This is a genomic window from Pseudoalteromonas sp. 1_2015MBL_MicDiv (genome assembly GCF_002407505.1).
Classification (GTDB): domain Bacteria; phylum Pseudomonadota; class Gammaproteobacteria; order Enterobacterales; family Alteromonadaceae; genus Pseudoalteromonas; species Pseudoalteromonas fuliginea.
In genome coordinates this window covers 1,785,052-1,809,699 of the sequence record NZ_CP012737.1, presented here as the reverse complement: position 1 = coordinate 1,809,699, position 24,648 = coordinate 1,785,052, and the positions used below count along the sequence as shown (strand labels likewise).

Sequence of the window (24,648 nt, the reverse complement as noted above, 5' to 3'; positions counted from 1 at the left end):
TCACATTTAATGGGGGCTAATTATACTTTTAAATACTTAACCTTCCTCTTCAATAAGTGACTCTAGTAAGTCATGTATTTCAGCTTTAAGCTCTTTGTCTTCAATTTTATTAGCACTAACTTTAGCGTTTTGTAAGTTTTTAATCGCTTCGTCTTTTTGACCTATTTCTAACTGTAACGTAGCCATTGAAAAAGCAACCGATGACATATGATCTTTGTTATTAATTGCAATTGACTTCTCTAACGCTTTTTCATAAGTGGTGATCGCTTCTTCTAGCTCTTCGGTAAAATCAGCTAGGGTTTCCCATTGCACTGGGTGATCTTTAGACGTATTTTCGTTTTCCATACAAATAGCTTTTAATTGAGCAAATAAAGACTCAAACTTTTCACGATCATTTTTATTAGCAGCCGTCATTAGTTCTTCTGCTAAGTCGTGTACCGCTTTGTATACTTTTGTGTTCATCATTACGTGTTACCTTTTAATGCAGCTAAACTCAATTACTCACTCAATTTAGCCAAAATATAGCATTCAGCCATTACAAAACATGTTTTAACAACTGATTTATTTAATTTGGTCTATAGCGTAATAATACATTAATAATAAACATCGGGTAGGCGTTAAACACTTTGTGATTAAAATTTTACCGAAATTATTGCTTGTAACCTTAAATGCGAAATAAACTCGCAAGCCAATCGAAGGTAAATATGGTTGTAAATACCTTAAGCGCAATAACAGCTATAAACAATAAGAGAATTAGCGCTTTAGCTTTGTTACTTTTAAGATTGTTCCAATACAATAACTTTGCATTAAATTCTGTTTTTAACTTTGAAACAGCTTCTTTCATGATAATTCCTGATCAAATATTTTTGTACAGTAATTGTAACAGCCACAAGTTACTCAAACTGATTTCATAACATTTTTAACTACCTTTAGAGTAAACCATTAAATAATGTTTGCACTATATAAAATGTAACAAGGGATTTTGCATCTAGATTAATACCGTAACTACTGTATTAAAGGGATGGTTTTTTAATTAAGCAAACAGCGAATAATAAATTCAGTGCTACACTCACAGCTAACTTAAACTCGTTGACAACCAATTCAATTAGCAAATTATGAAACAATGTAATCAATGCGGTAAGTGCTGTATTAAATACGGTGGTGGCGATTTAAGCGCATCAAAAGAAGAAATTGATTTATGGGAGCTTTTTAACCCCGAAATCTACGAATACGTGAAAAACGACGAAATTTGGTTTGACCCAAAAACAGGATTGAGACTAGATGCATGCCCTTTTTTAGAAATTGCGCCTAAAAAAGATCCCTTGGCTAAAAACATGTACACCTGCAGTATTTATCTCGACCGCCCAGAGGACTGTCGCCACTACCCTAGCCTCATTCCTGAAATGATCAGAGACGAATGCGAGATGATTGAACCTATCGACATAAAGAATCAAACCAGAGCTCAACATAAACTCGATATACTTATGATTGATAGTCGATAATTCTCTTTTAAACTGCAACAGGTTATTGGTTAGTTTTTATTTTTAAAAAAGAGTAAATCTGTATACCAACAACCTATAGCAACTACAATAGAGCCAAAGCAAATTAAAAAAAAAGGCCCTACAGGTTCAATCCAACCTATTGAAATAATTACAATAAATGGGATTACACTCGCTAAAAGAACCATAGGTAAATTAAAAACATTAAATTTTTTTAATAAAATTGATATTGGTACCTCATAAACAAGTAGTGCGGGATAGACATAACATAAGCTTCCGCCGACCATTAAAGCATCTGTTTTCTTTTCGGCCAATAGCACAAGTAAATATAATACACATAAAGATCAATCACTAATGCATACGAATTATGCCATCTATTTTTAAAATTGAATAAGACTTCTGTGACAACTAAGGCCACTAATAATTAGTGACCTTGCTTTTTATAACATAACAAATAGTTAGTTTTTTAAATTAAATATCATCACTGTACTCAAACGCTTGAAGCGTCACGCTACTAACAAATCCGCCATCATCTGGGTATGTAACTAATATCGTATTATTGGTTTTTAACAGCTCGTTTGGAACTTTGATTTCTAGCATGCTAAATACTTGTGGGCGAAATACTTGCTCATCACCGGCATAATCGGTTGGTACAGTAACTAAAGTGCCATTTACTTTAACGATAGATTGTTGAGCTAAATCATGCTCTCTACCAAAACTTAAACGCAATATACCTTTACCATATTCACTTGTTTTTACATTGTTAATGTTAAATTTAAGCGCTGTATTGGCTTTAATTGGCTGTTTGTAGGTTGTTGCATAGTATTTATGCTCGTCAGACTTAGCAGTAATTTTTATATTGTTGCTGAACGTATATTCAATAATTACTGTGGCTTCTGCGCCTATGTTAATGCTTTTTGGTAACTCATTTTTTACACCAATATTTTGTGATGTTGCTATAAGTGTTGGCTCACCATTAGCAAAGTGCAAGTGCTTAATTTTAATGTTATTAATCGGATTCCTTGGTAGCTCTGTTAAATTTAGCAAGGCGCTATTAGCACTTGTTTCTAAATTACTGATAATTACATATGCTTTGTTCTTGTTTACGTAACTATCTACTAATAAGTCGGCTTCATTTGAAGCTTCGACAACGTTTTACCATAATAATCTTCGCGAGCAGTTTTGCCATAAGCAGCGATACTCTCAGGGCTTGCGTACCCTAGGTTATTTGAGTTTTGCTCAACTTGAGTCGCGTAATACGGCATAGAACCATTATCGCGACCAAAGTACACATCAAGGTCGTTAAGTAAGTAGTCAAGCTTATCTTCTTCCCCCTTCCAATCGGTTGTTGTTAGCATCGAATGCATAACAATGTATTTGCTTCTATCAAAGGTTGATAGGCCGTCAATACTTCGCTTTACGTTTAAATTTACGGATACTTCTGGCTGCGCGACTAAATTGCATGATGCAGTACATGCAAATGCAATTAAAAGTGAGCTAATGACTTTCATGTGTTATCTCCTTATTTTAATTGTGTGTGAGTTTTGCTTTCTAATTGAGCAAAAAAGATCATAGTTTTAGCTACATGTTCGTGCCAATACTCCCAGCAATGGGTGCCTGCAAAAATATCGAACGTATGAGGAACATTTTCATCAACTAGCTTTTTTGCAAGCGCAGTATTAGCACTAAAAAGTACATCGTCTTTTCCGCAATCAAATCGCAGTGGCGGTAATGTCTTTTTATTCGCGATCAATGTTTTAAACACGTCGCCTTTGTACTTATCAGTGGTTTTTTTTAGTGGCTTTAGAGTGTGTTCATCAACAAAGAGATTAAAGTCGTCAAGCTCAGTAATTGATGAATGCGCTGATATACCGCTAAAAATAGTTGGATGCTTTGCACCTAAACATAATGCTCCATACCCTCCCATTGAAAGGCCCGTAATATAAATATTTGATGAGCTCGAGCACATTGGTTGAGTTTGAATAACAGCGCTAATCACATCATCAACTATCCATGCTTCATAATCTGCATTTTTAAGTGGCAAATACCCGCTGCCCTCGGCGTGTGCGCCATCTGATGGCATCACTAATACAAACTCGTTAAGGCCACTGCTGCGAAGCTGCTGATACACTTTATGTACGCCCCCTAGCTGGCTCCACACCCAGTGGCTACCATACACACCATGCAGTAATACAATTATAGGTACATTTTTATTACTGGTTGCTTCTTGGTAAATGCTTATATCACCTCGCCCTTTTAAGTGACTGCTATACGCGGTTAGCGTTACAAAGTTATCAGCGGTGTAACAGTTATTTGATACCTCTAAACGATGAATTGCCATTTTATGCTCCTTTAATCATCAAACACGACGACACCTTTAGCGATACGCCCTGCTAGCATGTCGTCAAAGCCTGTTTGTAACTCATCTAACGAGTAAGTTTTTGTGACTAGCTCATCGAGCTTGAGCTTTTTTGCGTCATAAAGGTCTAGTATTTGAGCAAAGTTGCGCTTAGGATTACATTGCCCGTAGAGCGGATTTATATAAATTTTATCCCACTCAAATAGTTCGCAATCAAAATCTATTTTTTGCTCAATGCCACTCACTTGCACCGCAACGCCCGCGCTGCGTATTAATGCTAATGGCGCTGAACCAAGTGCCGGCACTGCTGTACACTCAAAGGCATAATCGGCTCCGCGACTATTTGTTAGCGCTTTAACTTCGTTTATCATATGAACTAAATCAGGGTCATACTTTTTAGCAAGTACGGTATGTGTAGCACCAAATGCTTTAGCTTGTGTTAATCGCTCCGGTGACAAATCAATTGCTATTATTTTAGCGGCGCCTGAAATTGCAGCCCCTTGTATTGCATTTAGTCCTACGCCTCCACAGCCTAATACGGCTACTGACGAACCTGCTTTTACTTTAGCGGCATTAACCACTGATCCGTAACCGGTCATTACACCGCAACCAACAATACTTGCACTTGGAAAAGGAATGTCACTGTGTATTTTTATAACTGCAGCAGCTTTAACGACGGTGTATTCGCTCATCGTACCTAAATGAAATGAGCGCTCTAAGCTATTGCCATTATGCTCACACGCTTGTTTACCTGCGTGTCCGCATAAACCATTGCCAGTTACGGGGCTATTTACTTCACAAATGTGTAAATTACCCTCTTGGCACTGGAAACACTCACCACACGGAATTGCCCAATTTAGCATTACTTTATCGCCAATAGTAAATTCCGTTACACCTTCGCCCAACTCAACAACGGTTCCTGCGCCTTCATGACCAATGATAAATTTTTTATTCCATGTTTTAATTGAATCCCAATCGGTATGACAAATACCTGAGGCTTTTATTTTAATTTTTACTTCGCCAGTACTTGGTTTTCCGACATTAACGGTATCGAAGAAAAAACCGCCTTTTCCATCTGCAATTGCAGCTTTTGCCTTGTACATGTAGACTCCTAAGTCTCTAAATATAAGTATTATGTTATGAAGCAACCGACAATTTACTGTGAACCGTTTTGTATAAAAGACGGTTACGATTTCGAAATTCATCATGTAAGTTATCTTCAGCACGATAGCTATTCATGTTTTATGCACTTTCATCAGGTGCAAGAATTTATATTTTTTGAACAAATTGATGGCACTTATTTTTACCATCAGGGTGAATCAACTCTGTCTGATTTTGAGGCCGTTTTTACGCCTGCAATGGAAACGCATGATTTTGCTTTAAACCCACGTCCTAAATCTTGGTATATTGTGCAGTTTATGCCTGAGCGCCTTAACGACCCAGCCCTACAAGAGTTTTTAGATCTATTGAAAACCGGTTTACATCTAACATTTAGCGTTGAACTACAAAAAAGAATCCATAAACTACTCGCATGGATGTTGAGCGAGTTTAACGAAAACCCAAAAAGTAAAACCTGCAAACAACTGTTTAATAGTTTAATAACCATGGTGTGCGAATACGGTAAAAGTAGTTTATCTAACCAGCAAAAACCGTTGAGTGGTTCAGCTAGCTTTAAAAAGTTAACACCCGTTGTTAATGAGCTAAAAACAAAAAATGGCCTCAATCTTTCGCTAGAGCAAGCCGCAGCACTTTGTTATTTATCACCTTCGTATTTTTCACGAGTATTTAAAAAGCATTTTAGAGTGCCGTACTCCGACTACCTTATTCAGCACAAGCTATATAATGCCGCACGACTACTTGGGCAAAGTGATGCCTCGGTAACTGATATTTCTTACGACTTGAGTTTCTCCAGCCCGTCGTATTTTATTAAGCAGTTTAAGCACCATTTTAAAGTTACCCCTCACCAGTATCGCCAGCAGCTACGTCTCAAGTAGGTGTTGCTTTGCAAGCGGTGTTGCTAAATCACTTAATATCCGCTTATTAACCTTTATATTTTGCTTTATAGCCTGTGTACCAAGTACGTAGGCTTTAGCATGATTAACCGCTTCTACACACAACAATGTGTCGTTATTAAAATACCAAAGCGAAAATTGTTCCGGTGACTCTTCGCGTACGACAATTTCGTTATACCCTTGTGATAAACCCACTATCTGTAGTTTGTACTCGTATTGATCTGACCAAAACCAAGGTAAAGCAGGAACCGGTTCACTATTTTTTGCTAAAAACTGTGCAGCTGTTTTAGCTTGTTCTACGGCATTTTGAACCGATTCAAGTCTTATCCATCTCTGATAAATTTTATTAAAGTGTGAGGTACAGTCGCCGATAGAAAAAATATCAGGGTGTGAAGTTTGGCACACTTCATTTACTTTAATACCTTGTTCGAGCGCTAACTCTGCAGTCACTGCAAGCTCGGTATTAAGCCTTACCCCAACGCCCACTAAAATAAAATCGGCGGGATATTGAGTGCCATCACTGCATACAACATAATGTTTATTAGCTGTGTGCTTTATTTGTACAACATCTTTCGCTGTTTGCAAATCTACCCCTTTGCTTATGTGCAATTGAGTTAAAAAGTCAGACATAACAGCTGATGTAACACGCGAGAGTATGCTTTGTTGTTTTTCAATTACCGTTACTTTTGCACCTAACGCTATAAACGATGACGCCGACTCAAGGCCAATGTAGCCGCCACCAATAATGACAACCTGTTTATCATTACTTTTATTGAGTGCTGTTTTTATTGCCACTGCATCTGCGTGTGTTCGCATCGCAAAATATTGTGCATTCCCTTTATCGTCAACGGTATCAATAAGCCCTTTAATAGGCGGAATAAAGGGCGAACATCCTGTCGCTATCACTAATTTATGAAAGGCTATTTGCTTTCCACATTTCAGCGTAATTGTTTTACTTTGTTTATTAATTGCAGTAACACGCTGGCCCAAGCATAAATCTATATTGCTATCGGTATAAGCTTTTTCTACTTTTAATGGAGTCGATTTTACATCATCCGATTGCAACGTTTTTTTAGACAAAGGTGGCCGATGATATGGCAGCTCTGGATCGCTGTCGAGTAACGTAATTTTACCCAGCCAACCTTGCTGGCGAAGGGTAAAAGCAAAGTTAACCCCGCCATGGCTTGCGCCAATAACCACCACGCTTTGCTCAAGTAGATTTGGTTCTGTATGTGTGTTTTGCATAATGCTGTACCCGCTTTTAATTGGCTACTCTGAAGGTCATGCCATCAATATTGTCAGACACCTCAATTTGGCAACATAAACGGCTGTATTGCGTTACGTTATCGTCCAGCTCTAGCATGTCGCTTTCTATCTCATCGGGTGTACCTACTTTTTTAAAGTCATCCGGTGTTAAGTAAATATGACACGTTGCACACGAACATACACCGCCACAATCACCATCAATACCAGCAACACCATTTGCTGATGCTAGTTCCATTAGCGAGCCACTGTCGCCCTCAACCTCAACTGCATTATTTGTTTTGGTTATAAATATTACTTTCGCCATCGTATTAATCCTCTACTTTTACTTGTTACTGTATTTATTTAACTATTTTGTACGGTGTTTTTATTTTGATTTAAAGCTAACGTGCAGACTGTTAAAGCCTACCTTTCTTGAAAACTCACCTAGTTTTTCAATATTTTCATCTGCTTTTATTGTCTCTATTCGAGCAACTTTATTAGCAAGTGATAACACTAGTTGACGTAGAATTTGGCGAGCATGCGTTGCGCCCAAACAATTGTGATGACTAAAACCAAAACTAATATGCGGGTTAACTTTTCGGTCGAAGTCGACATTGTTGGGATCTTTGAATACCTTTTCATCGCGATTAGCCGACGCCCAACATAACGAAACTCGTGTGTCGGCTTTTATAGCGTGCTCACATACGCTTGTGTCTTGCGTAGCGACGCGGCCCATTTGCGTAAGCGGCGAAAAATAGCGAATGAGTTCTTCTACGGCCCTGTTTAATATTTCAGGCTTATCATCAATACGCTTTAAATCACTGATGTTTTCGCTAAAGTAGGCAATAGAGTTTGTGATCGCGTTTATAACGGTGTCGCGCCCCCCTGCAAAGGTCAGGATCATCACACCTTTTACTTCTTCTTTACTCAGCTTTTTACCGTTCGCCTCTGAATTTAAAAGCACTGAATATAAATCATCACCCGGGATTGCAATGGCGTTTTCTATTTGCTCATCAATGTAATCGTATAGAATATTGGCTTTATCGCTATCAAGGTCACTATCTTCACTTCTAAATACGTGCGTACCCCAATCTATCCATGTTTGTGCTTTATCCATTGAGGTATTAAGTAACAGCGTTAACGCTTTAGATTGCAGCGGAAGTGCAAATTGTGACACCACATCTAACGACTCGGCTTTGAAGGCATTGTCTATTGTTTCATCAATAATAGCTTGTAAGCGCGCTTGGTAACCCTCATCTAATGGACGCTTAAACCATGGATTTAATAGTTCACGAAAACCGCCGTGCTCAGGTGGGTCTACTTCAAATGGGATTTGACGTGTTTCACGTATTGCGACTTCTGATGGAATTACAATACGCCCTGGTTTAGCTCCTGATTGAAAAACAGCACAATTATGCGCCGCTTTACGTACATCTTTTAGACCTAATATCATATTGACGGGATCGTTTTGATCGTCCATTTGTCCCATGCCACTTGCTGTGCGTTTTGTTAAAAATGCATCAGGGAAATCGCTCACACCTATTATTTTTGACGTCATAATAAAACCTAACACTGTAATAAATGAATTTATATACAACATATTAAGGGCAACTTTATGATGGAAATACACGCATTTTGCTTAAAAATGGTAGTTTCATGCTTTTTAATACAATTTAAAAGCATAAAAAAGCCAACAGTTTATGTTGGCTTTTAGTGGGGATGTGAGAGTTACTAACTAATTTAATTTGTATTGCTTATTCAGCAAAGAGTGCATTACTTTATAGCAATCTAAAGCTTTACCACTTACTTTGCAATTTGGGTTGTGGTAAATGCCAATTCAGATAAATCTCTGAATAATTAAATATAAAATATTGCCTCTTTAGAAAACAATTTTTTAACGTTAAATACTCCTATTATAGTGGATTTAATATCAACAGCTTGCACTGTAAGTAATGTAACTATTTTTATAAAGGCGCCCACAAGGGCAATGCACATAAGATTTAATTTATGATGGATTATTCATCACTCCTTGTTAAATAATCACTTCACTGCTCTTGTGGCCGCACAACGACTCGTTTATTTTTTACTAGGAGTGCTTAACTAAATGTGGTTTAACGAGTTGTGGGTCAAACTCGACACCTGTACCTATTATATCTGGCGCGCACGCTTTGCCGTTTTCAAGTTTTAAAGGACGCGTTGTGTATTCATCAATAGGAAAAGAATGAACCTCTAAAAAACCAGCATGTGGCTGAGATGCCAGTAGTGATACATGCAGTTCATGCATACCATGACTGCAAATAGGTAAGTTATGGGTATATGCCATACTGGCTACATGTAACCACCCTGTTATACCACCAATATTTGATGCATCTGGTTGTAAAAAACCCAATTTAGCTTGGTCAATTGCATAGCCAAACTCATGCAGTGTGTGTAAATTTTCGCCCATGGCAAGCGGTATTGAGGTTGCTTGTGCTATGCGAGCAAAACCTTTGTAATCATCTGGTATGGTGGGCTCTTCAAACCATGTAATATCATATTTTTCAATCGATTTTGCAAAGCGAATTGCTTGCTCCACACTCATCGAGTAATTAGCATCGACCATGAGTATTTTGTCATTACCAATTAAATTGCGTACTGCAGCTACACGTTCTATGTCTTCTTTAAAATCTGGTTTACCCACTTTAATTTTTACGGCGTTAAAACCACGATTTAAATAACCACCAATATTATCAAGTAGTTTTTGCTCACTAAAGTTTAAATCTATTCCACCTGCATAACATTTTGTGTTATCACTACTGCCCCCAGCAACTTGCCATAAGGGTGCATTTAAACGTTTACATTTAATGTCCCACAGCGCTATATCAACTGCTGAAATAGCAAAACTAAGTAAACCACCACGGCCTACATAATGTAGATCCCACTGTAACTTATCCCAGATTGCCATAATTGACGTTGAATCTTGGTTAATTAACCCCGGTTTAATTTCGTCATTAAGGAGTGAATAAATTGCACGTCCACCTTTTCCACCAGTATAGGTGTAACCCATACCTTCAAAGCCGTCATGGGTCATTATATGTAATGCAATAATTTCAAAGTGAGTGTGATCGCCATGTTTAGCATCACTTAATACTTCAGCTAGCGGAATTTGGTAATACTCTACTTTTACACTTTTTATTGTTTGTGATGATACTTTCATTAAACCACCGAATTAGTTCACATAACACTGTTCATTGTTAACAATTTACAACACGATTGAATTATTGTAAAGGTCATGTCATTAATAAAATGAAATTAACTTGTGAGACTTTTTAAAGATAATTGTTTTAAACTGCAAAATGTCAAAAATAAATTTGCAGTTTACTGAAGGTATATTTACTTGAGCCGGATCTGTTTAACAGATATAAAAGTATCACCTTGTTGCCCCATATAAACAACCCAACAAATATTAACAATTAACACTACAATTCAAAGGGCTTACAATTGATTTTCACTTTAAATCAAGCGCTAATAACTGTGTATGCGCGGTTATATAAACACGGTTCTGTTGAGTATTAAATGCCAAATTAGCACTCATATTTGGCGTGGTAATTTTAGCTAATAGTTCAGCCTTTTTATTAAATAGCCATAAACCATTGGGTCCTGTAGCAAAGATAATCCCGCTTTTATGTACTTTTAAACCATCAGGTAATCCTTTGCCGTGCTTTGCAATTGGTGGCAGCTGATAAAACAGTGATTTGCTAATAACACCTCCATTGCTATTTAAATAATACTGGTACCAAGCGGGTTTATTTTCATTCGATGCAGCTACATACAAAATTTTGTTATCATTCGACAACGCAACACCATTAGGATAAATTAATTCGTCGTCTAATAACGTTATTTCTCCTGTATCTTTAACCGAATACACACCTTGAAAACTTAACTCTTTATTTTCGTCATTTAGCTGCTTAGGAAGTCCATAAGGTGGATCACTAAAATAAAGTGTGCCTTTGTTATTAAATGCACCATCATTTGGACTATTAAACTTTTGACCATTAAAGTGACTTACTATAGGTAAGTAATCAGATTTTGGGGCGCTTAAAGGCGCTTTCATTTTAGATACAACACGAGAGCGAGATTGCAAAAGAACAAGCTCGTTTTGTGCATTAACCAATAAGCCATTTGAGTAGCCGCTTTGCGCTAGATATAGGCTAACACCTTTACCTGGCGTGTATTTATATACTTGATGATTAGGTATATCAGAATATAACAAATACCCCCCTTGATTTACCCACACGGGTCCCTCTAGCCATTCATACCCAGAGGCAAGTATTTGCAATGGCATCTTTAAGTTGAGTACCTCAAGCGCTTGTTCATTAAATATTTGATACGGCCCCTGCTCATACAATAGTTTTTTGGTTGGTTCGGCTAATGCTATCCCCGTTAAACCAAAAGCACTTAAATACAAAGCAGTTAGAACGTTAATAATGTGTTTAATTTTTATCATTGCGGTACCTGCGCTCATATAAAGATTTATTCACATTTTTAGCTGCATTAACGAGTGGTTCGTAAGGAATATCAGCCACATTTACGAAACCCACATTGTAGTTTTCGCCATCGTATGCACGCCCTGTTAAAGGTGAGTCTATATATTGAAACCAATGCGCGCCGACAAAATAAGGGTTATCAATTACGCTATTCATATAATTTTGGTATTTTGATCCGCGCTCTTGCTGCGATTGAGTATGTATTAGTCCAGGGTTTAGCAGACCCGAATCAAGAGCTCCATTATGAAACTCGCCAATAATACTTGGCATATCTATATCCGACAAAAACTCCCAAAACTCTTGGTTTAAGCCTTCTCGATAATAATTGTAACTCATTACATCAACGTGAGCTGCACTGGCGGCTCTAATTTCAGGAGTCATTCCCCAATCGGCAAAACGCGCTCCCATATTTAACTGATTTGGTAAGTGTTTTGTAATTGCTTCATCCACCACTGCAAAATACTGATTAGCATAATGGAACAACATCGCTGATAAATCGGTATTAACGTGATCGTTAAACTGCGTTAAAGTCACTCCCTCTGCAAACTCATCCCACGATGAGAGTGTTGTATTCCATGCTTTATTTAATTTACTTATTTTGCTGTATTTATTTTTCATTAAAAGTACAAATTCAGCTTTAGTTGGACTATTTTTGGCATTATTTTTAAGTGTATTAATGGCAATGCCGTAACGTGTGGTATCTGAATTCATCATGCCCCAGCTTTTTTCGTTATCAATAAACACTCCAACACACCATGGACTGTTTTTGACTTGCTGAGCTACTTTTGCAAGTGTTACATCGGCGCGCTCAACAAATAAAGGATCGAATGGATCTGGTAGTGGGCTCCAATAATCGTTACCGCTGCTTACTGTTTTAAAGTTACCAATGATCCATGCATTAGCAAAATAAGGTAATTTTTTAGTATGGTAATACTGCTCTTCTATCCAGTTACCAAACGATGTAAAACCCCACGACAACATACGATTAACTGTTGTTTTTTGCCATTGTTTCATTAATTCATTGTTGTTATGTGTCTGATACTTTCGCTCTAAGTTCGCGCGATAAAAGCTAAACGTTTCGCCTTTTTTAACTGCTCCACTGTGTACTTCGCGTCTGTAGCCATAATTATCGGCAAGGGGATCGTCCTGTTTTGGTAGCCAGTTAAACATCTCAGCTCTGAGCTTTGAGCTTTGATAACGTGTTGGCCAAGCAGCTACAGCCGCTGGGTTTAATCCAAGTGAGTCTTCGGGTGTTAAGTCGCCAGCTTCGCGTTGTTTAATATAACTTTGATCAAAATCGTAGCCAGTAATCGTTGAGGTGTTTGCCATGCGGACGTTATCGATACCGGTCGAAAAATACAGATAACCTTCTGGGTCAACTAAACTCCATTTACCTTTGTATTTTTCGGTTCTAAAATACCCTGTAGCCTTTAATTGTGGGCCATTTTTCCAGCCGCTAAACTTAGAGCGCCCTTGCAGTGGTTGTGCTTGCAGCTGAGCTTGTTCCTTTTGTGAGATAACTAATAGCTGCTCAGTTGACGTAACCTTGTTAATAAAGTTTAACTTTGCATTCTGTCCAAATTCATCCACCAACCCTTTGAGGTAACTTACATCAAAATTAGTTGGTTTTATCAAGCGTAAGTTATCAATTAAAAAACGTTTATCTTCAAGTAAGCCCTTTACACCAAGCGACACCTTTACAATGCTGCTTACATCTATATTTTTTTGCCCACCCCTATAAATAATAGGTGTATAACCGCTATGCCAACTGGGTGGATTTGAGCGAATGCCTGAGTTTATATTAAGGTTAGCGCCTTTAAGCTCGATGTAATAAGTGTTTTCTGAGTGCCCGGGTACAACGACACTGCGTGTTTGTGACTTGCCTGTCTTATCGGTAGTTTTCACATAAATATGGGTGGATGCGCTATTAGGATTTTGAATATCAATCGCAAGGGCAAAGTTACCAATAGCTTGCCAATCCCAACCTTGTGGATTAACAAACTCAAAATCGCTTTCGGTGTGTGATTTAGAGTATAGATTTACTTGTAATTTATGATTGCCACTTTGCTCAACAAGTTTAGTAGAAGCATTAATGGTATTTATATTATCGCTGTAATTGTTTTTTTCGAAATCAAAAATAACAAGCTGTTTCTTAAAATCAACGACTGTATTGTTCGGTTTTTTTTCTGATATTTTTCCATTATTACACCCTGCAAGTCCTACTAAACAGCAAAGCATTAGTGTCAATCTTACGTCTTTAGGTATGTGATTCATGTTGAGCCTATTATTGTGTTGGTTTAATAGCGAGCTTTAAAGTAGCAAAGCTAAAAGCATTTAAAACTAGGCAGGATAATTACACAACACTGAAACCAAAACAATTAACTGTTAACAATAACGGCAAATCTAAAGATACACTCTGATTATAAAAAGTTCGAAAATAATTTTATAAATGCATAATAAACAATATCTTATTTATTTTTTATTGTTGAAATGAATTAGTTTATATGATTTAAGTATAAATAATTTTAGGCGAATTAATTAAATATACTGACTACATTTATAGATACTTGATTGTTCATAAAACTGTTTATCGGTGTTTTTAGCCTATTTAACGCAAAAATAAAAGTTATGGTATAACATTGTTGATTCGTTTATTTCTCGGTGTTATATTATATCACAACATAATAACCGCGAACCAATATATCCATGACAAAGCTAACATTAATCTCCTCCGCTATTTTTTCTGTTTTATGTTCTCATTCAGTACTTGCTGCCACAATTAATGGCAAAGTAACAGATAATAAAAATCAACCAATTCAAAATGCGACTATTCATATACATGGTAAGACACAAGGCGTAAAAAGTAATGAGCTTGGCGAATTCTCTATTGAAGTTGATACAGCAAGCCAACTGCATATAAGTAAAAATAATTACATTGATTCTCGAATAGATGTTACAGGTTTATCTAACAATGTAACCGTTTCTCTTAAACCAACCTCGGTAGAAACTGTTGTTGTGTATGCCTCAGCGCTTCATAAAAATAGTCTAGAAATGATTTCTCCAGTGAGTGTTTTATCTGGTGATGAGCTTAGAAATAAATCTAAACCTACACTTGGTGAAACGCTAAAGGGTTTGCCAGGTGTTAACGCCAGCTACTTTGGCCCTGTTTCTTCAAGCCCTATTATTCGTGGCTTAGGTGGCCCTCGCGTTAAAATCATGCAAAATGGTTTAGATAGCAGTGATGCGTCGCGTATTGGTCCAGACCACGCAACATCAAGCGATAGTTTAGCCGCAGAGCAGATAGAAGTATTACGCGGCCCAAGTACCCTACTTTATGGCTCGGGTGCGATTGGTGGTGTAGTAAATGTAGTAGATAACCGCATTCCTACTAGTAACATTGATGAACTAACGGGCGCGGCAGAATACAGTCACGACACTGTATCAAACGCTAATACATATGCTGCAAAATTAGAAAGCGGTTATAACAATTTTAATTTTCATTTTGATGGTACAAAACGTACAGGTGATGATTATCAAACACCGACTTTTACTATCTCAGATGAAGATGGCGATGTAGAAATTGAAAACTCAGTAGAAAATACCTTTATCGATAGTGAAACAGTTAACTTTGGTACTAGCTATGTTGGGGAGCACTTAACGGTTGGTTTTTCATATGGCAATATAGAAACTGATTACGGTATTCCGGGGCATGAACATCATCACGAGCATGATCACGAAGACGAAACTGAAGAAGAGCATGCTGAGCATGAAGATGAAACGGCTGAAGACCCAGTTTATGCTCATTTAGAGCAAGACCGCTGGCAAGGACTTGTAAGTTACGCACTGCATAATAACTGGATTGAAACAATCAAATTACGTGTTGGCTACACTGATTATTCGCATAGCGAAATTGAAGACGGTGCAATTGGTACAACCTTTACAAATAAAACGACAGAAGCACGTTTAAATGTAGAGCATAAATTTGCTGATTGGCACGGTATGGTTGGTTATCATTACAGTGATTCTGATTACGATGCTATTGGTGAAGAAGCATTTACACCAGCGAGCGTAACAACAACTAACGCTGTGTATTTATTAGAAGAACGTGAATTTGGTGATGTGACAGTAGAGCTGGGCGCACGTGTTGAAGATTATAAAATAAAAAGCCAAATTTCAGAAGTTGAACACGGCCATGATCACGACGAAGTTGAAGATGACCATGACGATGAAGAAACAATCGGTTACAGCAAAAGTTTTACTAATGTAAGTGTATCTGCTGGCGCTATTTGGCAATACAAACCAGGCCATAGTATTGCGACGAGTATTTCTCATTCAGAACGTGCACCACTCTCTGCTGAATTATTATCCAATGGCTTACACATTGCCACTGGTACGTATGAGCTAGGTCTTGGGTATAACATTGAAGGTAATGAAGCACATTTCGAACCAGAAAATATTAAACAAGAAACCTCAACAAACTTAGATTTAAGTTTTAGACGTTTTAGTGGCGATTTTGGTTATACCGTTAACTTTTTCTATAACGATATTAAAAACTTTTACTTTCAAGAAAATACAGGATTAGTATTTGACGAAGAGGATGGTTTAGAATCAGCTATTGGTGCCCATGACGATGCCGTTGCCGTTTATCAGTTCACAAGTAAAGACGCTGAGCTTTATGGAATTGAGTTTGATGCACATTACCAAATAACACCAAGCGCTATGGTAAAAGTATTTGGCGACTCGACTCGCGCTAAATTAAAAGACGATGAAGGTAATTTACCGCGTATTCCAGCTAATAAGTTAGGTTCTGAACTGCAATACACTTTAGGTGATTTACAGTTGACACTTACTGGCACGCATTACTTTGATCAAAGTGATATAACGGCCTTTGAAACTAAAACAGATGGTTATACATTATTCGATGCACAGGCTAACTACCAATTAGGATTAGGCGCAATAGATGCACAACTTTATCTAAATGTAGATAATATTACTGACGAGTTAGGCTTTGTGCATACCTCTTTTATTAAAGATACCGCCCCACTTCCAGGCAGAAACTTTCGCTTTGGTGTTCGTGGTTATTTTTAATAATTAAAAATCGTTTTAGCTTATATATTTATAAACCGCATTTTATTAATGCGGTTTTTTTATTGTTAGAATATATATCCCTAATAATAGTTAATCAATTTAAGGGATTAAATCTTACTCTAACTGTGTAAAAAATTCTGATATACGACTGCATGGATGTAGGAGGTAGAGCAATGCAGGAGCAATTAGTGATAACAATTAGTTAAAAAAGTTTTTGCCTTGTTATCAACCCTATTTTCTTAGCGCAAAATAGATCACTTAATTAATCGAATTGGTATAAAACACTTAGATTACAGACACAAAAAAGCCGTATTCAGATTGAATACGGCTTTTTAAACTCTTAATTTTAAAATTTATTTAAATTAAGAAATGATTTCGTGTAGTTCAACGTCAAATACAAGCGTTGAGAAAGGTGCGATTGCAGCACCTGCGCCACGTTCACCATAAGCAAGCTCATGAGGAACGTAGATACGCCATTTAGTACCTACAGGCATCATTTGTAATGCTTCAGTCCAGCCTTTGATCACGCCACCAACTGGAAATTCAGCTGGTTCACCGCGCTCGTATGAGCTATCAAATACAGTACCGTTAATAAGTGTACCGTGGTAATCAACACGTACTGTAGACTCAGCTGTTGGCTTTTCGCCTTCGCCAGTTGCTAGTACTTCGTATTGAAGACCAGACTCAGTTACTGTGATTTCAGGACGTTTTGCGTTTTCTTCTAAGAATGAAATACCTTCTGCAGAAAGTACTTTAGACTCTTCTTCACGACGAGCTTGAATCTCTTCGTTGATTTTTTCAAATGCAGCTTGGATCTCAGGGATCTCAACTTGAAATGCGCTACCAGCGTACGCATCTTTCATGCCTTCAAATACTGAATTTAGGTTTAAGCCTTCAAAAGGATTAGACTTAAGTTGCTCACCCATTTGTAAGCCAATACCGTAACTTGCTTTTTCAGCATCTGTAGTAAAATTATCTGACATAATGTGTTTTTCACGTTTTGTTAGTTAAAAGACGCGACTATGCTATCACAAAATAAACCGCGTTTGGGGCTAGTTTTTGCTGAGTTTTAGCTTAATTAGGCCAACAATATAACTGCAAAGCGGCAAACTGAATAAAATTCCAACAAGTAGAGGCATTGTTAGTAATCCTGATTCGCCAAGCAGTAAAAATGGCACGACAAGCAGCCCTATACAACCGATAAAAACAGAGCCAATAACTGGCCAATGCTTATCGTATTTAGTAATAAGATGGGCAGCTAAAACATTAAAACCAACACCATAAATTAAAGCGGTAATTAATGGGTATTCTGATTGAGTGTCTATAGCCATTTTTACTAATAAGCTAATAGCACTTTGATAGCAGTAACCAAATACCGTCCATAGTAAAGTATGTTTAATTAGTAATTGTGGGATTGATTGAATTTGTTTTGTCATTTTTAGTTCCACATAGCAAAAAACCGCCAATAAGGCGGTTTTTTAAATAATGGTGGAGAGATAGGGATTTGAACCCTAGATGGGCTATAAACCCATGCCGGTTTTCAAGACCGGTGCATTCGACCACTCTGCCATCTCTCCGTACGGCGCGGATAATAGAGTGAAATGCATTGCTTGTAAAGAACTAATACACTCTAGTGAGTAAAAAATTAAATATATTTATTAATAATCTACTTGTTAGTAATACTGCTTTGGTCTTCGTGCAATAAACGAACAAATCAAACATGCTAACAAACTCAGTGCAAATAGCGTTATGCTTTGAAAAATCATATCAAATTGATTTAAATCACCACTGGGTATCACAACAAGGATAAGGGTGGGTAATAGACTTAACATTAATACATAGCAACATATTTTAAATGCCCGACCAAAATCAAATCGTTTAGATTGTTGCATCCACCAAGCTAATATTACTAATACACCAATAGCCGAACCTGCCGCAAAATGCGCTATATTAGTACTCATAGCAACATAGAGTGTGACAAGAGCTCCCAAAACACCCCAGATTGACCATGCTAACCAGTTTTCTTTTTCACGTAAAAATAAATTACCCATCGTTTTCGTCTTCTTTATCGTTATTTTTATTAAGACTTTCCATACATTATCAAAAAACAACCGATTAAAAAACAAACTGAAGAAGAATTATTATACTTTATGCTTCCAAGCACTTCTCACAGCCGAACCATTAATTTTTTCTCTAAGCAATATACAACATTAATGATTTAAGACTATTAGAATTAGGAAAAGTTCATACTATTTTACAAATAACTAAAATAATTTTCAGGTTTATGGCGAGCCGATTTTTTGCAATCTACAGTCGGCGTACCTATATATAAATAGCCCACTATTTCATCGTGTTCTTGCAAATTAAGTGCCTTTTTAACAGCCTGACTTTGTGCAAAATACCCCGTACGCCAAACGCCACCTAAACCTTGTGCAAATGCGGCTTGTTGCATTGCCAATACACTGCATCCTGCACTTTGTATTTGCTCTATTCGAGGGACTTTTGGGTGTTCTTGGTATTTTGCAATCGCAATAATAATCATAGGTGCACGCAATGGAAGCTCTTTAGCACGATTAATTACTTTTTCTTCTTGTAGCTCTGTCACTGCACTTTGATGATAAATTTCGCCTAATTTATGACGCGCATCACCCTGGGCAATAATAAACTGCCAAGGGGCTATACAGCCATGATCAGGAACACGTAATGCTGCTTGCTGAATAATTGCAAGTTGTTCCTCATTTGGCGCGGGATCAGTTAATTTTGGATCAGATTGACGGGTAAGTAGAAGCTCGATTGCGTTCACAGCTATTTCCTTAAAATTAAAAACGTTAGGGTAACATTTTAATGCTGAAAAAATAAATATTGAAAGTCTAAAACGCAAAACGGCTACATAAATAATAATTTAAGTAGCCGTTAGTAATACATGTTAAGTCGTTATTCTTTTAGAGCAACTCGCTTTAGCCAATAATCAATACTGACAAAACGTCCGCCGCCCATAAAAAATAAGCTAAATAGCATAGCAAAGTAGATTGCTGAAAACTCAATGCCATTGTTTAAAATCGATGGTTTACCTTTTTCGTATAAGTAATCGGAAGAACCATGTTCTTCGACTAATCCACGAATTATCCCGATTCGGTTTTGTACTTCTAAAGAGTTTTCGAGGCTTTCTTTAGCACCTGGAACAGATAGCCAATCAAGTACTTGTGCTGCACTGGTATCAGGGTTTGTGGGTGCTATTGCAAACCAACCATTATGCCAATGCACTGATGTTGCCGCTACAACCATCGTGAACATCAGCGGAATGCTAACTAAGCGAGTGAGCAAACCAAGCAGTAAAAACCAGCCGCCTAAGAACTCACTCCACCCCGCTAAAAAAGCAAGTAAATCTGGAAAAGGTAATCCTAATCCCCATTCACTATTGCCAAACCATTGAACAACGTCGGGAGAGGCTAAAAAGTTATCAAAAAAACTTTCGGTTTCACCGCTTATCGCAAGTTTATTGTAACCTGCAATAATCATTACTGGCGCTAAAATCAAACGAAATAGTAAAGCGGGTAAACCATCTAAAAATGATAATTTACCCAAAATTGTATCGTAAATACCAATTATTTTATTTTTCATGTGTGTCCTGTTCGTTCATTGTTTATTTAGTTATAGACTATAAACAACCAAGACCGCACTAAAACAAAAAGTATTTCATTGCACAAATATAGCGTTATGTTCGTCAAATACTGCGGGCAATTTGCAATGCTTCAAATATCGCGCGCTTAGCGTCAATTGCTGAAGCGAGTTTAGCACCGCCTATGACATGTACTTTAGCATTATCAAGTTGATTTTTGAGCACTTCATTATTTGATACCTGCCCGATACAGGCAATAACAGTATCAACTGGTAAGGTTTGTGTCTCACCTGCAACAGTTATGGATAAACCATTTTTATCAAAACTGTTATATTGGCAATCAGCAATTTGCTTAACACCATGTTGTTTTGCGACTTGGCGATGTATCCAGCCTGTTGTTTTGCCTAACTCACTACCAAAGCGCCCTGCACTTCGCTTTAACATGTATAATTGGCGTTCATCTTTATGTGGTTGTGGCTCACATTCAATGCCCCATTGCGTTTTAAAATCGCTAATAGTTTGTGATTTGTGCTCACTTAAAAATGCGACCATATCAAAACCTATACCACCTGCGCCTAAAATTGCAATTGATTTACCCAGTTCTACTTCGCCACGAATAACTTCGTCGTAGGCAAAAACACGTTTACCATCATTACACTTAATCGTTGCTTCACGTGGTCTTACACCTGTAGCAATAACAATATCATCATAGCTTTCAAGCATACTGTCATTATAAGCTTTACCCAATTCAACACTCACATTTAAACGTGCTAACTCATTAGTGTAATAATTTAAAGTGTGGTTAAAGTCTTCTTTACCGGGTATTTGCATAGCTAAATTAAATTGGCCACCCATCTGCTCTTTTTGATCAATTAACGTGACGTGATGGCCTTTTTGCGCTAAATAGCAACTTGCCGATAAACCAGCAGGACCGGCCCCCACTACCAATACATTTTTAGCTTTAGTCGCTTGCTCTAATGGGTAATCTAGCTCAAATGCAGCTTGTGGATTAACTAAACAGGTAGCACGTTTATTCTTAAACACGTGATCTAAACAACCTTGATTACACCCAATACAGATATTGATTTGCTTAGATTGCTTATTTACATACTTATTAAAAAACTCAGGGTCAGCCAATAACGGACGAGCCATTGAAATTAAGTCTGCTTCCCCGGCAGTTAAAATATCATTAGCAATTTCAGGTGTATTAATTCGGTTAACAGCAATTACTGGGACACTAACTACATCTTTTAAGCGTTTTGAAGCTTCTTTAAATGCACCAGGTGGCACCATACTCGCAATAGTCGGTACACGCGCTTCGTGCCAGCCAATGCCTGTATTAAAAATATCAACGCCCGCTTTTTCAAGTTCAATAGCTTGAATTGTCACTTCATTGGGTGTTGAGCCATTTGGGATTAAATCTATTACTGATAATCTAAAAATGATTAAAAACTTTTCAGATACTTTTGCTCTCACTGCTTTAACTATTTCAAGCGCAAGTCGCATTCTGTTTTCTAGATTACCACCAAACTCATCTTCGCGTTTATTAGTATGAGGCGCCATAAATTCATTAATTAAATAACCCTCAGAACCCATCACTTCTACGCCATCGTACCCTGCTTTTTCAGCCATATAGGCAGAGTGCGCAAAGTCTTTAATTGTTTTTTTAATAGACCCTAATGACATAGCTTTAGGTTTATAAGGGTTAATAGGTGCTTGTATGGCACTTGGCGCTTGATTGAATGGATGATATGCATAGCGTCCAGCATGTAATAGTTGCAGGCAAATTTTCCCGCCATGTTTATGCACAGCATCTGTGTATGCACGATGCTTAAATACGTCATAATAACTATTAAATGAGGAAGAAATAGGTGTCAATTTACCCCGTAAATTAGGGCTGTATCCGCCCGTAATTAACATTGCGGTACCGCCCTTGGCACGTGCTTCATAAAAAGCACGTAGGCGTTTTCGGTTATGCCAGCCTTCTTCTAAGCCCGTATGCATTGAGCCCATCACTAAGCGGTTACGTAATTGTGTGTGTTTTAATTGTAGTTGTTGTTCTAACATCCTCTGCCCCGTTAACTGGTCTAACCTGTATACATTAGCTAATTCTGCTTCAATGGCAAGTAATAAGCAATATTTGACTGCATTTAATTGTGAACCTCTTAACATAATTAACTAATTTTTAATGCGCATTAATTTGATGCAAAAAATTATTAAATACTTCAAAAATACTGTATTTATGGGCACTTAAACACATTCATAAACACTTCGTTACGATTTAGCAGTTAAATTTTTTTTTATTCTAGGATAAGATGGAACAAACGTATTAGCTGTACCAAATTAAGGAGCTATTTTGATAGCAAAAATATTTAAAGGTATTTGGGCTGGGATTAACTTTTCTCGTCGATTAGTACTTAACATTTTGTTTTTATTACTTGTAATTGTTTTTATTGCGGGTATATCAAGCGATGACGATAAGATAATTATTGAAGATGGTTCTGTCCTAAGATTAAATCTTAATGGTCCTATCGTAGAAGAAAAAACATACATTGATCCAATTGAAGCAGCTATCAGCGATGTGACATCAGGTTCAGAAGTACCAAGTGAAATTTTACTAGATGATATCGTTGAAGTAATTAATGAAGCGGCTAAAGATGAACGCATTACTGTGTTACTTCTTGATTTACAAGAAATGCCTAAAGCACATTTGAATAAGCTTAAGCAAATTTCAAGTGCCATTGACCGCTTTAAAGAAACAGGTAAAAAAGTTATAGCATCAGGCTATTACTATACGCAAGCGCAATACTATATAGCATCGCATGCTGATGAAATTGCTATGCACCCTTACGGTAGCGTTGCAATTGAGGGGTATGGCATGTACCCACTTTACTTCAAAGATGCACTTGAAAAACTTGAAGTAACGCAGCATATTTTCCGTGTTGGTACTTTCAAGTCGGCAGTAGAACCTTTTATCCGTAATGACATGTCTGATGCAGCGAAAGAAGCTAACCGTGTATGGTTAAGCGCCCTTTGGAGCGAATACAAACAAGATGTTGCTGCAGTACGCCCTTTTGATGAATCAAACTTTGACGAAACAATGGATGTGTATTTAGCAAAAATGCAAGCCGCAAATGGTGACGCTGGTAAATATGCACTAGATCATCAATGGGTTGATTCGTTAAAAACAAGTCAACAGATCCGCCAACAACTTATCGACTTAGTTGGCACACAAGAAGATGGTAAAACATTTAAGCAAGTATCATTTCGTGAATACTTAAGCTTAGTTAAACCACCTATTGCATTTGATAATCCACTAACTGAAAAAGTAGCCGTTGTTGTTGCAAAGGGCACAATTGTTGACGGTGAACGTAAAGCTGGCGAAATTGGTGGCGACTCTACTGCAGCCCTTCTTCGTAAAGCACGCCTTGATGATAAAGTTAAAGCAGTTGTACTTCGTATCGACTCTGGTGGTGGTAGCATGTTCGCCTCTGAAGTTATTCGTGCTGAAGTGCTCGCACTAAAGGCAGCGGGTAAACCGGTTATTGCTTCAATGAGTTCTGTAGCAGCATCGGGCGGTTATTGGATTGCCTCTGCAGCAAACGAAATTTGGGCAGCGCCGAGTACAATAACAGGTTCTATTGGTGTGTTTGGTACGTTTATGACATTTGAAAAAACCTTGTCTAAAATTGGTGTTTATTCAGATGGTGTTGCAACAACTGAAATGGCAGGTTTTTCTATCACTCGCCCACTAAACGAAAAAATGGGTCAAATAATTCAAATGAGTGTTGAAGAAGCATACGGACGCTTTTTAAATGTTGTGGCCGAAGCACGTAATATGACCCCAGAGCAAGTTGATAAAATAGCACAAGGGCGCGTATGGATTGCTTCGCAAGCTCTAGAGTTAGGCTTGGTAGATAAGCTTGGTAATAAACAAGATGCAATTGATGCTGCAGCTGCTCTTGCAAAACTAAATCACTACGAAGCTAAAACAATGACGCATGATTTAAGCCCGCAAGAAAAAATGATGCAAGATATCTTTGGAAATGCGTCGATTAAATCAATGTTAGGCCTACAATCACAAAAAACATCAGTGCTCGTTACGCAAGCTAACTTGCAAAGCGTTATTAACCAATTAAGTACTGAAGTTGAAAACCTTAAAGATTACAACGATCCACAAGGTGTATATGCACGCTGTCTAGTGTGTGACGTTGCACAATAAAAGTGCATCGCTTCGTCTAATCAGCTGTATTTGAAGCTGCTTAACGTTATACTAAGCCCAGTTTTTTTACTGGGCTTT

At 37.5% G+C, this 24,648-nt stretch carries 23 protein-coding genes and 1 tRNA gene; 4 read left to right on the top strand and 20 right to left on the bottom strand.

Annotated features, from left to right (window positions below; genetic code table 11):
- Nucleotides 1-36: 36 nt before the first annotated feature.
- Both AOR04_RS08245 and AOR04_RS08240 read right to left on the bottom strand, forming a co-directional pair.
- Nucleotides 37-465, bottom strand: coding sequence for a hypothetical protein (locus AOR04_RS08245; RefSeq protein WP_007378076.1), 429 nt, complete (start codon nt 463-465; stop codon nt 37-39).
- 199 nt (nt 466-664) lie between these two features.
- The gene (locus tag AOR04_RS08240) at nt 665-844 is read right to left on the bottom strand and encodes a hypothetical protein (protein WP_007378075.1); all 180 of its coding nucleotides are present in this window, start codon (nt 842-844) and stop codon (nt 665-667) included.
- Between the two features lie 271 nt (nt 845-1,115).
- Here AOR04_RS08240 and AOR04_RS08235 point away from each other — a divergent pair, with 271 nt between their 5' ends.
- On the top strand, nt 1,116-1,502 hold the full coding sequence (locus AOR04_RS08235; RefSeq protein ID WP_033029369.1) for a YkgJ family cysteine cluster protein: 387 nt from the start codon (nt 1,116-1,118) through the stop codon (nt 1,500-1,502).
- 29 nt (nt 1,503-1,531) lie between these two features.
- On the opposite strand, the gene AOR04_RS08230 is transcribed toward AOR04_RS08235, so the two are convergent.
- The 5 genes from AOR04_RS08230 to AOR04_RS08215 all read right to left on the bottom strand — a co-directional run bounded on the left by AOR04_RS08230 (nt 1,532) and on the right by AOR04_RS08215 (nt 4,961).
- The gene (locus AOR04_RS08230; RefSeq protein WP_157770540.1) at nt 1,532-1,813 is read right to left on the bottom strand and encodes a hypothetical protein; all 282 of its coding nucleotides are present in this window, start codon (nt 1,811-1,813) and stop codon (nt 1,532-1,534) included.
- A gap of 157 nt (nt 1,814-1,970) precedes the next feature.
- The gene (locus AOR04_RS21835; RefSeq protein ID WP_232525533.1) at nt 1,971-2,579 is read right to left on the bottom strand and encodes a hypothetical protein; all 609 of its coding nucleotides are present in this window, start codon (nt 2,577-2,579) and stop codon (nt 1,971-1,973) included.
- 38 nt (nt 2,580-2,617) lie between these two features.
- Nucleotides 2,618-3,010, bottom strand: a complete 393-nt coding sequence (locus tag AOR04_RS21830) for a hypothetical protein (protein WP_232525523.1) — start codon at nt 3,008-3,010, stop codon at nt 2,618-2,620.
- 11 nt (nt 3,011-3,021) lie between these two features.
- Nucleotides 3,022-3,840: an alpha/beta hydrolase gene (locus AOR04_RS08220; RefSeq protein ID WP_008136679.1), complete on the bottom strand. Its 819-nt coding sequence runs from the start codon at nt 3,838-3,840 to the stop codon at nt 3,022-3,024.
- 11 nt (nt 3,841-3,851) lie between these two features.
- Nucleotides 3,852-4,961: a Zn-dependent alcohol dehydrogenase gene (locus AOR04_RS08215; protein ID WP_096793010.1), complete on the bottom strand. Its 1,110-nt coding sequence runs from the start codon at nt 4,959-4,961 to the stop codon at nt 3,852-3,854.
- A gap of 141 nt (nt 4,962-5,102) precedes the next feature.
- Here AOR04_RS08215 and AOR04_RS08210 point away from each other — a divergent pair, with 141 nt between their 5' ends.
- Nucleotides 5,103-5,852, top strand: coding sequence for a helix-turn-helix domain-containing protein (locus AOR04_RS08210; protein ID WP_096794107.1), 750 nt, complete (start codon nt 5,103-5,105; stop codon nt 5,850-5,852).
- Here the strand turns inward: AOR04_RS08210 and AOR04_RS08205 are convergent.
- From AOR04_RS08205 to AOR04_RS08180, 6 genes are all read right to left on the bottom strand, one after another.
- Nucleotides 5,838-7,115 carry an NAD(P)/FAD-dependent oxidoreductase gene (locus tag AOR04_RS08205; RefSeq protein ID WP_007378068.1) on the bottom strand — a complete coding sequence of 426 codons (1,278 nt, stop codon included), beginning with the start codon at nt 7,113-7,115 and terminating at the stop codon, nt 5,838-5,840. The two genes, AOR04_RS08210 and AOR04_RS08205, sit on opposite strands and share 15 nt — an antisense overlap.
- 16 nt (nt 7,116-7,131) lie before the next feature.
- Nucleotides 7,132-7,440, bottom strand: a complete 309-nt coding sequence (locus tag AOR04_RS08200; protein ID WP_096793009.1) for a 2Fe-2S iron-sulfur cluster-binding protein — start codon at nt 7,438-7,440, stop codon at nt 7,132-7,134.
- A 60-nt stretch (nt 7,441-7,500) separates the two neighbouring features.
- Nucleotides 7,501-8,673, bottom strand: coding sequence for a cytochrome P450 (locus AOR04_RS08195; RefSeq protein ID WP_096793008.1), 1,173 nt, complete (start codon nt 8,671-8,673; stop codon nt 7,501-7,503).
- Between the two features lie 528 nt (nt 8,674-9,201).
- Complete coding sequence (locus AOR04_RS08190; protein ID WP_007378064.1) at nt 9,202-10,311, bottom strand: mandelate racemase/muconate lactonizing enzyme family protein; 1,110 nt, start codon at nt 10,309-10,311, stop codon at nt 9,202-9,204.
- A gap of 291 nt (nt 10,312-10,602) precedes the next feature.
- A complete protein-coding gene (locus AOR04_RS08185; protein ID WP_096793007.1) occupies nt 10,603-11,601 on the bottom strand; it encodes an SMP-30/gluconolactonase/LRE family protein in 999 nt (332 codons plus the stop codon).
- Entirely contained in the window at nt 11,588-13,879 is a 2,292-nt protein-coding gene (locus AOR04_RS08180) for a beta-galactosidase (RefSeq protein WP_096794106.1), read from the bottom strand. The genes AOR04_RS08185 and AOR04_RS08180 overlap by 14 nt, the downstream gene beginning before the upstream one ends.
- 468 nt (nt 13,880-14,347) lie before the next feature.
- Between AOR04_RS08180 and AOR04_RS08175 the strand changes: the two genes are divergently transcribed.
- The gene (locus AOR04_RS08175; RefSeq protein WP_033029387.1) at nt 14,348-16,729 is read left to right on the top strand and encodes a TonB-dependent receptor; all 2,382 of its coding nucleotides are present in this window, start codon (nt 14,348-14,350) and stop codon (nt 16,727-16,729) included.
- Nucleotides 16,730-17,091: 362 nt separating this feature from the next.
- Here the strand turns inward: AOR04_RS08175 and AOR04_RS08170 are convergent, their stop codons facing one another.
- The 7 genes from AOR04_RS08170 to AOR04_RS08140 all read right to left on the bottom strand — a co-directional run bounded on the left by AOR04_RS08170 (nt 17,092) and on the right by AOR04_RS08140 (nt 22,415).
- Nucleotides 17,092-17,712, bottom strand: coding sequence for an FKBP-type peptidyl-prolyl cis-trans isomerase (locus AOR04_RS08170; protein ID WP_007378060.1), 621 nt, complete (start codon nt 17,710-17,712; stop codon nt 17,092-17,094).
- Nucleotides 17,713-17,781: 69 nt separating this feature from the next.
- Nucleotides 17,782-18,165 carry a hypothetical protein gene (locus AOR04_RS08165; RefSeq protein ID WP_096793006.1) on the bottom strand — a complete coding sequence of 128 codons (384 nt, stop codon included), beginning with the start codon at nt 18,163-18,165 and terminating at the stop codon, nt 17,782-17,784.
- Nucleotides 18,166-18,215: 50 nt separating this feature from the next.
- Nucleotides 18,216-18,306, bottom strand: a tRNA-Ser gene (locus AOR04_RS08160).
- Nucleotides 18,307-18,402: 96 nt separating this feature from the next.
- Nucleotides 18,403-18,780, bottom strand: a complete 378-nt coding sequence (locus tag AOR04_RS08155) for a hypothetical protein (RefSeq protein WP_096793005.1) — start codon at nt 18,778-18,780, stop codon at nt 18,403-18,405.
- A gap of 203 nt (nt 18,781-18,983) precedes the next feature.
- Nucleotides 18,984-19,532, bottom strand: coding sequence for an NAD(P)H nitroreductase (locus AOR04_RS08150; RefSeq protein WP_008136700.1), 549 nt, complete (start codon nt 19,530-19,532; stop codon nt 18,984-18,986).
- Nucleotides 19,533-19,663: 131 nt separating this feature from the next.
- On the bottom strand, nt 19,664-20,350 hold the full coding sequence (locus AOR04_RS08145) for an HvfX family Cu-binding RiPP maturation protein (protein ID WP_008136701.1): 687 nt from the start codon (nt 20,348-20,350) through the stop codon (nt 19,664-19,666).
- Nucleotides 20,351-20,453: 103 nt separating this feature from the next.
- The gene (locus AOR04_RS08140) at nt 20,454-22,415 is read right to left on the bottom strand and encodes an oxidoreductase (RefSeq protein WP_096794105.1); all 1,962 of its coding nucleotides are present in this window, start codon (nt 22,413-22,415) and stop codon (nt 20,454-20,456) included.
- Between the two features lie 289 nt (nt 22,416-22,704).
- Here AOR04_RS08140 and sppA point away from each other — a divergent pair, with 289 nt between their 5' ends.
- Complete coding sequence (sppA, locus tag AOR04_RS08135; RefSeq protein ID WP_096793004.1) at nt 22,705-24,570, top strand: signal peptide peptidase SppA; 1,866 nt, start codon at nt 22,705-22,707, stop codon at nt 24,568-24,570.
- The last annotated feature ends 78 nt before the right edge of the window (nt 24,571-24,648 follow it).

Bases quoted from the DNA above. Each gene is read 5' to 3' on its own strand.
- AOR04_RS08245 (WP_007378076.1), bottom strand. From the start codon at position 465: ATGATGAACACAAAAGTATACAAAGCGGTACACGACTTAGCAGAAGAA.
- AOR04_RS08240 (WP_007378075.1), bottom strand. From the start codon at position 844: ATGAAAGAAGCTGTTTCAAAGTTAAAAACAGAATTTAATGCAAAGTTA.
- AOR04_RS08235 (WP_033029369.1), top strand. From the start codon at position 1,116: ATGAAACAATGTAATCAATGCGGTAAGTGCTGTATTAAATACGGTGGT.
- AOR04_RS21830 (WP_232525523.1), bottom strand. From the start codon at position 3,010: ATGAAAGTCATTAGCTCACTTTTAATTGCATTTGCATGTACTGCATCA.
- AOR04_RS08220 (WP_008136679.1), bottom strand. From the start codon at position 3,840: ATGGCAATTCATCGTTTAGAGGTATCAAATAACTGTTACACCGCTGAT.
- AOR04_RS08215 (WP_096793010.1), bottom strand. From the start codon at position 4,961: ATGTACAAGGCAAAAGCTGCAATTGCAGATGGAAAAGGCGGTTTTTTC.
- AOR04_RS08210 (WP_096794107.1), top strand. From the start codon at position 5,103: ATGCACTTTCATCAGGTGCAAGAATTTATATTTTTTGAACAAATTGAT.
- AOR04_RS08205 (WP_007378068.1), bottom strand. From the start codon at position 7,115: ATGCAAAACACACATACAGAACCAAATCTACTTGAGCAAAGCGTGGTG.
- AOR04_RS08200 (WP_096793009.1), bottom strand. From the start codon at position 7,440: ATGGCGAAAGTAATATTTATAACCAAAACAAATAATGCAGTTGAGGTT.
- AOR04_RS08195 (WP_096793008.1), bottom strand. From the start codon at position 8,673: ATGACGTCAAAAATAATAGGTGTGAGCGATTTCCCTGATGCATTTTTA.
- AOR04_RS08190 (WP_007378064.1), bottom strand. From the start codon at position 10,311: ATGAAAGTATCATCACAAACAATAAAAAGTGTAAAAGTAGAGTATTAC.
- AOR04_RS08185 (WP_096793007.1), bottom strand. From the start codon at position 11,601: ATGATAAAAATTAAACACATTATTAACGTTCTAACTGCTTTGTATTTA.
- AOR04_RS08180 (WP_096794106.1), bottom strand. From the start codon at position 13,879: ATGCTTTGCTGTTTAGTAGGACTTGCAGGGTGTAATAATGGAAAAATA.
- AOR04_RS08175 (WP_033029387.1), top strand. From the start codon at position 14,348: ATGACAAAGCTAACATTAATCTCCTCCGCTATTTTTTCTGTTTTATGT.
- AOR04_RS08170 (WP_007378060.1), bottom strand. From the start codon at position 17,712: ATGTCAGATAATTTTACTACAGATGCTGAAAAAGCAAGTTACGGTATT.
- AOR04_RS08165 (WP_096793006.1), bottom strand. From the start codon at position 18,165: ATGACAAAACAAATTCAATCAATCCCACAATTACTAATTAAACATACT.
- AOR04_RS08155 (WP_096793005.1), bottom strand. From the start codon at position 18,780: ATGGGTAATTTATTTTTACGTGAAAAAGAAAACTGGTTAGCATGGTCA.
- AOR04_RS08145 (WP_008136701.1), bottom strand. From the start codon at position 20,350: ATGAAAAATAAAATAATTGGTATTTACGATACAATTTTGGGTAAATTA.
- AOR04_RS08140 (WP_096794105.1), bottom strand. From the start codon at position 22,415: ATGTTAGAACAACAACTACAATTAAAACACACACAATTACGTAACCGC.